10 protein-coding genes are annotated in these 12,735 nt (G+C 73.7%); 4 read left to right on the forward strand and 6 right to left on the reverse strand.

Features of this window, described 5'->3' with window-relative positions; translation table 11 throughout:
* Positions 1-29 precede the first annotated feature (29 nt).
* The 3 genes from GPJ59_RS25240 to GPJ59_RS25250 form a co-directional block, all read right to left on the reverse strand.
* Complete coding sequence (locus tag GPJ59_RS25240; RefSeq protein ID WP_219669988.1) at positions 30-920, reverse strand: hypothetical protein; 891 nt, start codon at positions 918-920, stop codon at positions 30-32.
* A 275-nt stretch (positions 921-1,195) separates the two neighbouring features.
* Positions 1,196-1,651, reverse strand: a complete 456-nt coding sequence (locus GPJ59_RS25245) for a (2Fe-2S)-binding protein (RefSeq protein ID WP_219669989.1) — start codon at positions 1,649-1,651, stop codon at positions 1,196-1,198.
* A 23-nt stretch (positions 1,652-1,674) separates the two neighbouring features.
* Entirely contained in the window at positions 1,675-3,885 is a 2,211-nt protein-coding gene (locus tag GPJ59_RS25250; RefSeq protein WP_219669990.1) for a xanthine dehydrogenase family protein molybdopterin-binding subunit, read from the reverse strand.
* Between the two features lie 291 nt (positions 3,886-4,176).
* On the opposite strand from GPJ59_RS25250, the gene GPJ59_RS25255 reads away from it, so the two are divergent.
* Complete coding sequence (locus GPJ59_RS25255; RefSeq protein WP_219669991.1) at positions 4,177-4,425, forward strand: SCO4226 family nickel-binding protein; 249 nt, start codon at positions 4,177-4,179, stop codon at positions 4,423-4,425.
* Between the two features lie 190 nt (positions 4,426-4,615).
* Positions 4,616-6,040 carry a PP2C family protein-serine/threonine phosphatase gene (locus GPJ59_RS25260; protein ID WP_219669992.1) on the forward strand — a complete coding sequence of 475 codons (1,425 nt, stop codon included), beginning with the start codon at positions 4,616-4,618 and terminating at the stop codon, positions 6,038-6,040.
* A 131-nt stretch (positions 6,041-6,171) separates the two neighbouring features.
* Here GPJ59_RS25260 and GPJ59_RS25265 read toward each other — a convergent pair whose 3' ends face one another.
* A complete protein-coding gene (locus GPJ59_RS25265) occupies positions 6,172-7,668 on the reverse strand; it encodes a DNA-binding protein NsdB (RefSeq protein WP_219669993.1) in 1,497 nt (498 codons plus the stop codon).
* Between the two features lie 233 nt (positions 7,669-7,901).
* Between GPJ59_RS25265 and GPJ59_RS25270 the strand changes: the two genes are divergently transcribed.
* Entirely contained in the window at positions 7,902-9,026 is a 1,125-nt protein-coding gene (locus GPJ59_RS25270; protein ID WP_219669994.1) for an aminoglycoside phosphotransferase family protein, read from the forward strand.
* A 141-nt stretch (positions 9,027-9,167) separates the two neighbouring features.
* Here the strand turns inward: GPJ59_RS25270 and GPJ59_RS25275 are convergent, their stop codons facing one another.
* Positions 9,168-9,881, reverse strand: coding sequence for a flavodoxin family protein (locus tag GPJ59_RS25275; RefSeq protein WP_308120475.1), 714 nt, complete (start codon positions 9,879-9,881; stop codon positions 9,168-9,170).
* Positions 9,882-10,203: 322 nt separating this feature from the next.
* Here GPJ59_RS25275 and kstD point away from each other — a divergent pair, with 322 nt between their 5' ends.
* Positions 10,204-11,940 (forward strand): 3-oxosteroid 1-dehydrogenase, encoded by a 1,737-nt coding sequence (gene kstD, locus GPJ59_RS25280; RefSeq protein WP_308120476.1) that lies wholly within the window; start codon positions 10,204-10,206, stop codon positions 11,938-11,940.
* Between the two features lie 105 nt (positions 11,941-12,045).
* On the opposite strand, the gene GPJ59_RS25285 is transcribed toward kstD, so the two are convergent.
* Entirely contained in the window at positions 12,046-12,546 is a 501-nt protein-coding gene (locus tag GPJ59_RS25285) for a hypothetical protein (protein WP_219669997.1), read from the reverse strand.
* Positions 12,547-12,735 lie beyond the last annotated feature (189 nt).

Consider the following 12,735-nt stretch of genomic DNA (forward strand, 5'->3'; position numbering starts at 1 on the left):
CTCTAAACACCCCCACGGCCGCCCGACTCTCACCGCGTAAGCTCGTCGGCAGCGGCCGATGTTGAGAATCGACCGGCCAGGGCCAGTTCGGGGCCGGGGCCGAAGCGGGCGTGGCGTTCGTCGCGGCCGCGGGCGACGGCCAGGGCGTGGAAGGCCTGGGTCCAGGCGGCCGGGACCTCCCCCAGCCACGCCTGCTCGCTGACCCCCACCACGCAGTCGCCGTCGACGGCGGCCAGCGCGTCGGCCAGCGCGTCGCCGTCCGGCCCGGCCGCGGCGGGGCCGTCCGGGACCAGGGCGATCAGGTGGCGTGCGTACACCGGGCAGCGCACGATCCAGGCGCGGCCGCCGCTGAGTTCCCCGCAGATCCGGGCCACCTCCGCCCGCCGGCCGGCCGAGCACTCCACGACGTACACCCGCAGGGGGTCGGGCAGCGACGGGGTGAGGGCCTCGGCGATCTGCCGGGCCGTGGAGAGCCTGCCGTTCATCAGCAGGTGGAGCACCGCCTCGCGGGCCCGGGCCTCGGCCACCGCGGCGCGCTCGGAGAGCCGGGCGGCCTCCTCCGCGCGCAGCACCAGCGCGAGCGGTACGGCGGAGTCGGCGAGCAGGGTGGGCGCGCCGGGGTGGTGGGGGCGCCGCAGGACGGCGGCCAGCACGCGGTCGTCGCCGAGGGCGAACAGCAGGGCGGTCGCGTCGGCCCCCTCCAGCACCGCCGAGCGCACGCCGCGGGTGGTCAGCTCGGCCGCGCCGCGGGCGGCGAGGGCGGCTTCGGGACCGGAGCCGGAGCCGGAGCCGGACCGGCCGAGCAGCACGGGCCGCCCGTCGCCGTCGAGCACGGCGAGCCAGCCGCCCAGCCGGCCGGAGAGCCAGCCCAGCAGGTCGGCGGAGCCGCCGCTGTGGGCGAGGCGGTGGGCCTTGAGCACGTCGTCGGGCCGGGACCAGACGGGAGGCGGGGCGGAAGGCGGGGTGGAAAGCGGGGTGAAAGGCGGCTGAATGGAAGGTCCCTTCGGTCCGGGTCGTGGCGCCGCCGCATTCAATCACCGACCGCACACTGTGCGCAGTGATACCGATCTCCCGGTGCCGCTGTGCACGACGAATCCGCCGTCCGCCGCCGCGGCCGCCTAGATTGGTCCGCGAGCGGTCGGGGCCCGGAGTCTCGGGGGAGCACCGGGCCCCACCTCGCTCCGCCGGCGCCCCGTCACATCCGGGCGGCCGCCGCCTTGATCGCCTCCCGGATCCGGACGTAGGTGCCGCACCGGCAGATGTTCGCGATCGCGTCGAGGTCCTCCTCCGTCGGCTCGCCGGTCCGGCGCAGCAGCGCCACGGCGGCCATGATCTGGCCGGGCTGGCAGAACCCGCACTGGGCGACGTCCTGTTCGAGCCAGGCCTCCTGGACCGGGTGCAGCCGGTCGCCGTCCGCGAGCCCTTCGATGGTGGTCACCTCCCGCCCCGCGCAGGCGGACACCGGTACCACGCACGGGCGGACGTCCTGGCCGTCGAGGTGGCTGGTGCAGGCCTTGCAGACGTCCACCCCGCAGCCGTACTTGGGGCCGCGGATGCCCAGCAGGTCGCGCAGCACCCACAGCAGGGGCAGGTCGTCGGGCGCGTCCACGGTGACACTGCGCCCGTTGACGGTGAAGGTGTGGGAGGGCACGGGGGTGGCTCCTGAGTCTCGCGCTAGCGCGGGTACGGGGTGAAGTCGACGTCGAAGTCGAGGGGGAAGCTGCGCGGCCGGGTGCCGGTGGCCCGGGCGTAGGCGTTGGCGATGGCGCCCACCGCGGCCGGCACGCCGAGCTCACCGGCGCCGCCGGGCTCGTCCCCGGTCGCGGGCAGCACGTACACCCGTACGTCGCGCGGGGTGTCGCGCTGCCGCGCCCAGTGGAACTGGCTGTAACTGCCCTCCAGCGGCAGCCCCTTGTCCAGGTGCAGCCCGGCGCGTAGGGTGGTGGAGACGGCGTCCATCAGCCCGCCGGTCATCTGGGCCTCCAGGCCGCGCGGGTTGACCGGCCGGCCGACGTCCACGGCGATCACCGCCTTGGTGACGCGCACGTGCTCGGGGTCCCGGGTGTCGATCTCGACCAGGCACGCGGTGCGGGACTTGTACTCCTCGTGGAAGGCGATGCCCTGGGCGCAGCCGGCGGGCAGGGCCCGGCCCCATTCCCCCTCCTGCGCGGCCTTGTCGAGCACGGCGCGCTGGGCGTCCGTCTTGAGGAAGGCGCGGCGGAACGCGTACGGGTCCTTGCCGAGCCGCTGCGCCAGCTCGTCGACCACGATCTCCTCGGCGCCGCGGGTGTTGGCGGAGTACACCGAACGCCAGGAGCCGGTGGGGATGCCCGTGGGCACCTCCGTGAGGGCCTGGGTGGTCAGGCCGAAGTGGTAGGGCGACTTCACCGTCGTGAGGAACAGCGTCTGGGCGAGGGTGGCGTTGCCGATGCCGAGCGGGAGCTGGGCGGCGGTGGCGGTGAGGATCTCGCCGAGGCCGTGCCGGAAGTCGGTCTCGACGGCGGCCACCCGGTGCTCGAAGCTGAGCACCTGCCCCAGGGCGTAGGTGGCGCGGATGCGGTGGTGGGTGGCCGGGCGCATCCGCCCGTGGCGGGTGTCGTCCACGCGGGTCCACATCAGGCGGACCGGGCGGCCGCAGGCCTTCGAGACCCGGGCGGCCTCCAGGGCGGCGTCGAAGAAGAGCCGGCGGCCGAAGGAGCCGCCCGCCTGGACCACGTGGACGGTCACCTTCGACAGCGGCAGCCCGAGTTCGGCGGCGATCGTCTCCTTGGCGACGATCGGCGACTTCAGCCCGGACCAGATCTCGGCCCGGTCCGCGCGTACGTCGGCCACCGCGCAGTTGGTCTCCAGCGGGGCGTGGCTGACGAAGGCGAAGTCGAACTCGGCGTCCACGTAGGGCGTGAGCAGCGGCGGCAGCAGCGGGGCGGGGTTGGCGGCGCGCAGCGCGGACCGGATCTGCGCGTCGGAGAGCCGGTCGGCCGGTCCGGGGCCCCAGTCGACCTGGAGGGCCGCCCGGGCGTCGAGGGCCTGGCCGAAGGTCTCGGCGACGACGGCGACCCCGGTGGGGATCGTGACGACGTGCAGCACGCCGGGCATGGCGCGCACGGCCGCGGCGTTGGCGACGGAGGTGACGGTGCCGCCGAGGGTGGGCGGGCGGCGCACGACGCACGGTTTGGCGCCGGGCACGTCGAGGTCGAGGGTGTACTCGAAGGCTCCGGTGACCATGGCGCGGGCGTCGGTCCGGTTCACCGGGGTGCCGACCAGGGTGTGCCGGGAGGCCGGCTTGGGCGTGGCGCCGAGGACCACCAGGGCGGGGTCCGCGGCGGCCTCGGCGAGGCTGCCGTAGCCGGCGGTCCGGCCGTCGGGGGCGCGGACGGAGCCGGCGGCGGTGGTCAGGGTGGCGGCCGGCAGCTGCCAGCGGGCCGCGGCGGCCGCGACCAGCCGGGCGCGGGCGGTCGCGGCCGTCTGCCGGACCGGTCCGTAGAGGGAGCGGATCGAGTTGGAGCTGCCGGTCAGTTGGTTGAACAGCAACTCGGGCCGGGCATCGTCGAGTTCCACGCGTACGGCGGCCATCGGGGTGTCGAGCTCCTCGGCGACGAGCATGGCCACGGCCGTGGTGAGGCCCTGGCCGACCTCCTCGCGGGGCAGCCGGAAGCGGATCGTCCCGTCGGCCTCGACGGTGAGGACCAGCATGCCGGCGGTGGGGGCGCCCGCCAGCTTGAACAGGTCGCCGAGGTCGACCAGATCGGCGGGAGCGGGCAGGGTCGGCACGGCGGCGCCGGCCGGCTGGGGCGCGAGCAGGTCGGCGCCGGCCCGGGTGGCGACGGCGAGCGTCGGCGCGGCGACGAGGTAGGTGAGGAACGTGCGCCGGCTCTGCCCTGTCATGCTGCTCCTCACCGGGTGGGTTACCGGCACGTAGGGTAGCGATCCCGGCGGGCGGCCGGAAGCCCTGGTTCCCGGGGGACCGCGCGGAGTCCGGGACGTGCCGGAGTCCTCCGTCCGGGGGGCGCGGGAGGCGTGGCGTTGCCGGGGGTCAGCCGGGGGCAGACACGTCCGGGTGGTTCGCACGGGTCGACCGTGCGTACGGTCCGGCCGTCCGGAAGGCCGGTTTCCGGCCGCGGGCGCACGATGGAAGCAGGACCGGATGCCACCAGGGGAACGAAGGAGGTGGCCTCTATGGGCACCTACATGGATGTGCACACCGGGATGAAGGGTGTCACCCGGGAACAGCTGATGGAGGCGCACCGGGCGGACCTCGCGATCGAGGCCGACGAAAAGGTGCACTTCAAGCAGGCATGGGCGGACCCGGAGGCCGGAGTGGTCTACTGCCTCTCCGAGGCTCCGTCGGCCGAGGCGGTACGGAAGATCCATGAGCGGGCGGGGCACCCGGCCGACGAGATCCACCCCGTGCCGTTGATGGTGTGACCACGCGTCTGACCTGAATCATTCGCAATCATTCGCACAGAACACGTGGGACGGAAGGCCTTTGGCATATGTCATACGCAAGGCCGTAACGGATGTTGCCAATCGCCTTACAGGCGCATCGGCACTGTGCCACAGTCGTAACCGGTCCTTCCTTCAGACTTGGCCGTGCCGCGCCTGTATCGGAGTTCTCATGCCGTCCCACCTGTTCGCGGACCGTCCCGCGCAACCACCCGAGCCCGGGTCGGTGGACGCGCTCATCAAGCAGACCCGGCGGCTGCGCGGCGATGTCGACGCCGTACGCCGCGAGACCGTCGTGGACGACGACGACGCTCAGGGACGCTGGCAGCGCGCACTCTGCGACCTGGCCGTGCACCAACTCGACGACCTCCGCGAGCACCTGGGTCAGCTCAAGGAGGGCCTGCCGCCCGTCCCCGAGCCGGAGGAGGCCGAACAGCTCGCCCCCGAGCCGTTCGGCGAGGCCGCGCAGACCCGGGTCGGCAGCGCCGAGTGGAACCTGCTCACGGACGAGGTCAGCTGGTCCGAGGAGCTCTTCCAGATCTTCGGCCGGTCCCCCGAGGCCGGAGCACTGTCCCTGGACGAACTGGGTTCGACCCTCTTCTCCGAGGACCAGCCGCTGCTGACCTCGATGGTCACCGCGTGCCTGGTCGACGGGAAGGCCATAGACGGCGAGTTCCGCATCATCCGCACCGACGGGCGGGTACGCACCCTGCACATGCGGGGCGAGCCGGTCATCGACTCCGACGGGTGCACGGCGTCCATGTGGGCGGTGCTGCGCGACGTCAGCGAACTGCGGCGCAGCGAGCGGGCGGTGCGCGAGTCACGGGACTCGCTCCAGCGCCAGCGGGAGATCGCCCAGACCGAGCACCGGCTCGCCGTCGAGCTCCAGGAGGCCGTGCTCCCGCCGTGGCGGGGCTCCCTGCGCTTCCCGCACGGCAGCAGCGGCACCCTCGACGTCGCCGCGCACTACCTCCCGTCCGCGACCAGCGCGCTGATCGGCGGCGACTGGTACGACGCGCTCGAACTGCCCGACGGCAGCTCGATGCTGACGGTCGGCGACCTGACCGGCCACGGGGTCACCGCCACATCCGGGATGGCGATGGTGCTCGGCGCCCTGCGCGGCATGGCGATGGCCGGGATCGAGCCGGGCCCGCTGATGGGCTGGCTCAACCAGCTCCTGGAGACCTCCGTCCAGCCTGCGCTGGGCTCCGCCGTGTGCTGCCGGTACGACCCGGTGAGCGGTGTGCTGTCGTGGGCGCAGGCCGGCCACCCGGCCCCGCTGCTGTTCCGCCACGGCCAGGGCCGCGCCCTGCAGCCGCCCGAGGGCGTACTGCTGGGCGCGACCTCGGGGGCGACGTACGGGCAGGCCGAGGTCCGGCTCGAAGCGGGGGACGTCCTGGTCCTGTACACGGACGGACTGACGCCGCGCAGCATCGAGTTCAGCCGTGTCGACGCCGCCGAGCGGCTGCTGGCGCTGGCCCCGCGGTTCTCCACGGTGCGGTCCGCGCAGGAGGGCGTCCGGAGGGTCATCGAGGAGTTCGGCGAGACCGAGCGCGAGGACGACGCCTGCGTCCTGGTGGCCCGCATCGGCTCCTGAGCCTGCCCACCCGGACCGTATCCCGGACCGGCGTCCCACCACCGACGCATCCGTCGGAGTCGGAGTCGGAGCCTGCCGGGGCCTCGGCCCCGGCTTCGGCGTGCTCCGGTCCGCCGGGCGGAAGGTGCCGGCTACACCTCCCCCGTCCGCGGACGGGCCGCCGGGATGTGCGGAAGCGAGTCCTCGATCTCCCGGCGCAGGTCCTCGATGCGCCCGTAGCCGGCGTACTGGCCCGTGAGCCGGTACATCTCCCGGAGCCGGTCCCAGGTCCGGTGCGAGGAGGTCTCGTTCATCGAGACCAGCGCCAGCCGCGCGTAGCGGTCGGCCTGCTCCGGATCGTCGGCGATGAAGCACGCCGAGGCCAGCGAGATGTAGTCGAAGATCTGCGAGCGCTGGTGGCCGGCGGACCGCAGCCGCAGCGCCTCCTTGGCGTGCCTGGCGGCGATCGGTGCGGCGGACGGGTCGTGCTCGGCCAGCGTCCGGAAGGCCAGCGCCTGCATCCCGTGCAGGTCGGCGGCGTCGAAGTGCTGCATCCAACTCGGCGGCGGTACGTCGCCCTTGTCGGAGACGAACAGCTCCTCGGCCTCGCCCAGGGTGCGTCGCATCGCCTGTCCCTTGCCCATCGCCGCCTGCGCCCACGCCTCGATCGTGCGCAGCATGGCGCGGGTGCGCGGCAGGGTCTCCTCGCCGGAGCCGGCCTGGGCCAGCTTCATCAGGTCCAGCGCCTCGTTGGGCTTGCCCAGGTGCACCATCTGGCGCGCGGCCCGGGACAGGGCCTCCCCGGCGCGGGGGCGGTCGCCGCCCTCGCGGGCGGCGTGCGCGGCGATGACGAAGTACTTCTGGGCGGTGGGCTCCAGCCCCACGTCGTGGGACATCCAGCCGGCCAGGACGGCCAGGTTGGCCGCCACCCCCCACAGCCTCCGCTGGAGGTGGTCGGGGTGGTGGTAGGCGAGCATGCCGCCCACCTCGTTCAACTGGCCCACGACCGCCTTGCGTTGGAGTCCGCCGCCTCTGGAGGCGTCCCACGCCCGGAATACCTCCACGGACCGCTCCAGGGCCTCGATCTCCTGGGAGCCGATGGGGGCCGCCTCGTAGCGGTCGTAGCCCGCGGGGTCGGCCTGGTAGGCGTCGCCGGAGCGTGGCGCGCTGCGGGTGGCGGGGGCGGGATCGGTGCGGATCCAGTCGTACATGGCACTGCTGAGGGCGGAGCCGGCGGTGAGCGCGGCACCCGCGCCCATCAGGCCTCGTCGGTTGAGCATGAGGTCCATTCCCGTGAATTCGGTGAGGACCGCTGCAGTCCGTTCGGGCGCCCAGGGCAGTCCGTCGGGGTTGTCCTTCGCCCCGTCCGGCTGCCGTTTCGAGGTGCGCCGCTGCCGTACGAACCCGAGGTCCTCGATGGTCACGACACGACCGAGCCGCTCGGTGAACAGGGCCGCGAGGACGGTGGGCACCGGTTCGCGGGGGGTCTCCCCCACCTCGATCCAGCGCCGCACCCGCGAGGTGTCGGTGGCCAGCTGGTGGTGGCCCATGGCCGCCGCCTGCCGGTTGACCATCCTCGCGAGTTCGCCCTTCGACCACCCCGCCAGGCCGAACAGGTCGTTCAGACGGGTGTTGGGTCCTTTGCTCACGTCAAGCCCCCAGGTTCTCGGCTGAGTTGACACTAGCCCGCCCGAAGATGCCGAGCGACTATTCGCCAGGGTTCGCCAGGGTCCGCCAGATGGTGTGCCACCCACGCGCGGGTGTCAGGTAGGAATGCGCCTCCCCGCCCCGGTACTCCGGCGGCACTCCCCAGGGTGCCCGTCGGTGCCCGGGCGGGAAGGTGCAGGGAATTCGTCGGCGCACGAAGGGAACCGCAACCGTCATGTACGCAGCACCGTCCTCCGTGTCCGCCCCCGTCCGGCCGCACCGCACCTTCCAGGCCGGCGGCGGCCCCTACTGGGAATCCGGCCGCGGTGTCGCGCCGGCGCCGGGCACCGTACGGGCCCGCCGGCTGCCGGGAGCGGCGACACAGCAGCTGAGCGGCAGAATCGACCTGTCGGGGCCGCAGGGCGCGCAGTTGCGCACCGCGCTCGCCTCCGTGCAGCGGATCTGCCCCGAGTTCGCGCCCGTCCAGGTGCTGCGCCGCAGCGGCCGGTCGGTTCTGCTGGTGGGCACGACGGGGCGCACGACCGCCGTCGCGAAGGTTTTACTCGACCACTCGCCGGAGTGGCGTGAGCGGTACCGCCACGAAATAGCGGCATACCGTGCGTTCGTCCGGCACCGCCCGCCGGTCCGGGTGCCGCGGCTGATCGCCGCGGACCCGGAGAACTGCACGCTGGTGGTCGAGCGGATGGCGGGCCGGGTGGCGGCCCTGCAGCGTCATCCGGTGGAGGCGCCCCCGCGGCCGGACATCCGGGCGGCGCTGGGCGCGGTGTGCCGGCTCAACCAGTGGCGGCCGCCGGGCGAGCTGTTCGGCCGCCCGCTGGACTACGCCTCGCGGATCTCGCGCTACCACGAGCTGGGGCTGCTGACCGACCGGGACCTGGGCGACCTGCAGAAGCTGCTGCACGGGCTGGCGGTGGCGGGCGGATCGTGGCAGTTCAACCACGGGGACGCGCTGCTGTCGAACCTGCTGCTCTCGCCGGCCGGTCCGGTGCTGCTCGACTGGGAGCACGCCGGCTGGTACCTCCCGGGGTACGACCTGGCCACGCTGTGGACCGTACTCGGCGACGCGCCGGCGGCCCGGAGCCAGATCAGCAAGCTGGCGCAGGCGGCCGGACCGGCGGCCAGGGACGCCTTCCTGGTGAACCTGATGCTGGTACTGACCCGCGAGATCCGCATGTCCGAGACGGCGGTCCAGCGCTCCATGCTGTCCACCGCCCCGACGCAGCCGCTGCCCGCGGGTGCACTGTCCGCGGGCGAGGAGCAGCGGCTGCTGCTGCGCCGCCTGCACGACGACTGCGGGATGGCCCGTAGAGCCGTCCGGGCCGCGGTCGGCACCCGCTGACCACTGCTCCGGAGATCCCCACCCCCCCATGGTCGCTGAGCCCCGGGCCTCCCACCGCCCGGGGCTCAGCGGTGTCCGGGGTCCGGTGGGCCGTGGGCTTCGACGGGCCGTGGAATCCGGTGAGCCGTGGGACGGCGGGCTTCAGCGGTGCTCGGGGTTGGGGAAGTCGAAGCGGCAGCCCGCGTCCCACTCGGAGCGCTGGTTGCCGTGGGCGGGGATGCCGCCGGCCCGTTTCAGGATGGCCGCGAGGTGCATGAGGTTCCAGGACATGAAGGCGGTGTTGCGGTTGGTGAAGTCGTTCTCCGGGCCGCCGGACCCTTCGTCCAGGTACGAGGGCCCGGGCCCGGCCTCGCCGATCCAGCCGGCGTCGGCCTGCGGCGGAACGGTGTAGCCGAGGTGCTGGAGGCTGTAGAGGACGTTCATGGCGCAGTGCTTCACGCCGTCCTCGTTGCCGGTGATCAGACAGCCGCCGACCCGGCCGTAGTACGCGTACTGGCCCTGGTCGTTGAGGATGCTGGAGCAGGCGTAGAGGCGTTCGATGACCTGCTTCATGACCGAGCTGTTGTCACCGAGCCAGATCGGGCCGCACAGGACCAGGATGTCGGCGGCCATGATCTGCGAGTAGAGGACGGGCCACTCGTCCGTCTCCCAGCCGTGGTCGGTCATGTCGGGCCAGACGCCGGTGGCGATGTCGTGGTCGACCGCCCGGACGAGCTCGGTGGTGACCCCGTTCGCCTCCATCAGGGCGCGGCTGCGTGCGATCAGCCCCTCGGTGTTGCTCACCTCGGGTGAGCGCTTGAGCGTGCAGTTCACGTAGACGGCGCGCAGGTCCGGGTAGCGGTAGTGGTCGTTCACCACTCCAGCGTGGGGCGGGCGCGGGGATGGCGCCACCGCCGTGGCCCGGGCGGGTGGGTGGGGCCGTACCGCCGCGCGTGCCTTGACATCACATGATCCCCCGAACACCTTTTCTGACTCAGCATCAGCGGCGGGGTACGCCACCCGGTGGCGTCCTCCGCCTCCCTCTCACCGCTGGAGCCCGCCCATGCCTGCCGGCCGCCTGATTCCCCCGGACCCCACGGACACCGAAGACCGATCGCACCCCTCGCACCTCTCGCAGCCCCTGCACCCTTCACGCCCCTCGTGCCCCTCGCGCCCCTCGCGCCCCTCGCGGCGCACCGTGCTCGCCGGTGCCGGGGCGGGGGTGGTCGCCGCCGGCCTGCCCGCCGCGGCGGCGCGGGCCGCCTCGGTGGCGCCGGCGCCCGTCGTCGGCGAGTACGACGTCGTCGTGGTCGGGTCGGGGGCGGCCGGGATGACGGCCGCGCTGACCGCCGCGAAGCGGGGGCTGAGTGTCCTGGTGGTGGAGAAGGCGCCCACCTTCGGCGGGTCGGCGGCCCGCTCCGGAGCCGGGATCTGGCTGCCGAACAACAGTGTGCTGCGGGCCGCCGGGGTGCCGGACACGCCGGAGAAGGCGGCGACGTACCTGGCGGCGGTGGTCGGTGACGGCGCTCCGGCCGACCGGCAGCGGGCGTTCCTGGAGAACGGTCCGCGGATGCTGGACTTCGTCATGGCGAACAGTCCGCTCCGCTTCCGTTTCATGGAGGGCTACAGCGACTACTACCCGGAGCTGCCGGGCGGGCTGCCGAACGGCCGGTCCATCGAGCCGGACCAGCTGGACGGCAACGTCCTCGGCTCGGAGCTCGCCCACCTGAACCCGGCGTACATGCCGGTGCCGGCGGGGATGGTGGTCTTCAGCCAGGACTACAAGTGGCTGACGCTCGCCGCGGTGAACGCCAGGGGCGCGGCGGTGTCCGCCGAGTGCCTGGCCCGCGGTACGGCGGCGGCGCTGCGCGGCGAGAAGCCGCTGACGATGGGCCAGGCCCTGGCGGCCGGGCTGCGGGCCGGCCTGCTGCGGGCCGGGGTGCCGGTGTGGCTGGAGTGCCCGCTGGTGGACCTGGTCGTGGAGGGCGGTGCGGTCACCGGGGTGGTGGTCCACCGGGAGGGTGCCCAGGGCGTCGTACGGGCCCGGCGGGGCGTGGTCGTCGGCTCGGGCGGTTTCGAGCACGACGCGGCGATGCGGGCGCGGTACCAGCAGCAGCCGATCGGTACGCAGTGGACGGTGGGCGCGAAGGAGAACACGGGCGACGGCATCCGGGCCGGGGAGCGGGCGGGGGCCGCGCTCGCCCTGATGGAGGACGCGTGGTGGGGGCCGGCGATCCCGCTGCCCGGGGAGCCGTACTTCTGCCTGGCCGAACGGACCCTGCCGGGCGGGCTGATGGTGAACGCGGCGGGGGCCCGGTTCGTCAACGAGGCCGCGCCGTACAGCGACGTGGTGCACGTGATGTACGACAAGGACCGCCCGGCGGCCGGGTCGCACATCCCGGCATGGCTGGTGGTCGACCAGAACTACCGCAACCGCTACCTGTTCAAGGACGTGCTGCCCACCTTCGTCCTCCCGGACGCGTGGTACGCCTCGGGCGCCGTGCAGAAGGCGTGGACCTGGGACGGGCTGGCAGGGCGGATGGGCGTGCCGGCGGGGGCACTGCGGGCGACGCTGAACCGGTTCAACGCACAGGCGTGGGCGGGTTCCGACCCGGACTTCCGGCGCGGGGACTCGGCGTACGACCACTACTACACGGACCCCGGGGTGCACCCGAACTCGTGCCTGGCGCCGGTCTGGGTGCCGCCGTTCTACGCGTTCCGGATCGTTCCCGGCGACCTGGGGACGAAGGGCGGGATCGTGACGGACGCGCGGGCGCGGGCGCTGCGGCCGGACGGGTCGGTGATCCGGGGCCTGTACGCGGCGGGCAACGCGAGTGCGGCGGTGATGGGGCGCAGCTACGCGGGGGCCGGTTCGACGATCGGGCCCGCGATGACCTTCGGGTACGTCGCGGCGAACGACATCGCGGCGGGCTGAGCGAGCCGGCCGGGGCGATCCGGGCTGAGCGAGCCGGCCGGGGCGATCGGGCCGCCCCGACCGGGCCGCCCCGACCGGGCCCGGAGCCCGGCCCCGGGGGTGCTGTCAGCCCTGCTGGAAGAGCTCCGCGGGCAGCGGCTTGAGCAGCGCGTAGAGGTCGTCCGTGATGGGGCGGTCCCAGCTGGCGATGGTGACGAGGACGTTGTCGCTGCGGTCGAACTGGACGCAGCTGATCCGGCTCTCGGAAAGCTTGATCTTCCGGACGATCAGGAGGTTGTCCCCCTGCATGACCGGGCAGTCCTCGACGCCGGTGACCTCGACGTCCTCGTCGTTCTCCAGGGCGTCGAGGAGCTGGGCCACCTCGAAGGGGACCTGCTTGTCGACGAGCTCCCGGGCCGGCGAGCCCTCGGGGAGGTTGCCGATGATCATCGCGGGACCGCGTCCGCCGAACAGGTCGTAGCGGAGGAAGACACCCTGGCAGCTGCCGTCGGGTGCGGGCAGCAGCCCGGCCCCGAGATTGCCCGGCCAGTCCCCCGGGTCCATGGCCAGGACGTCGAAGTCCGGGCCGGCGGGTGTGGCGGCGCGGTGGCGGCGGAGGAAGGACATGCGGCCATGGTACGTGGCGTGGTCCGGTTTCCGGCGCCGGGGGCCGGGCGCCCGGCCCGTCCCCGGGCCGGGCCCCTGGGGCCCGGGCGAGCCTCCCCCCCATCTGCGCCCCCAGATGGCCCCGCCCCTCCTTCAGGTTGCGGGTCCTCGGGGGCCTACCCTCCGGGGTGAACCTGGTCCGCCCGGCGG

It is taken from the genome of Streptomyces bambusae (genome assembly GCF_019400985.1).
Taxonomy (GTDB): domain Bacteria; phylum Actinomycetota; class Actinomycetes; order Streptomycetales; family Streptomycetaceae; genus Streptomyces; species Streptomyces bambusae_A.

Bases quoted from the DNA above. Each gene is read 5' to 3' on its own strand.
- GPJ59_RS25285 (WP_219669997.1), bottom strand. From the start codon at position 12,546: ATGTCCTTCCTCCGCCGCCACCGCGCCGCCACACCCGCCGGCCCGGAC.
- GPJ59_RS25250 (WP_219669990.1), bottom strand. From the start codon at position 3,885: ATGACAGGGCAGAGCCGGCGCACGTTCCTCACCTACCTCGTCGCCGCG.
- GPJ59_RS25270 (WP_219669994.1), top strand. From the start codon at position 7,902: ATGTACGCAGCACCGTCCTCCGTGTCCGCCCCCGTCCGGCCGCACCGC.
- GPJ59_RS25260 (WP_219669992.1), top strand. From the start codon at position 4,616: ATGCCGTCCCACCTGTTCGCGGACCGTCCCGCGCAACCACCCGAGCCC.
- GPJ59_RS25255 (WP_219669991.1), top strand. From the start codon at position 4,177: ATGGGCACCTACATGGATGTGCACACCGGGATGAAGGGTGTCACCCGG.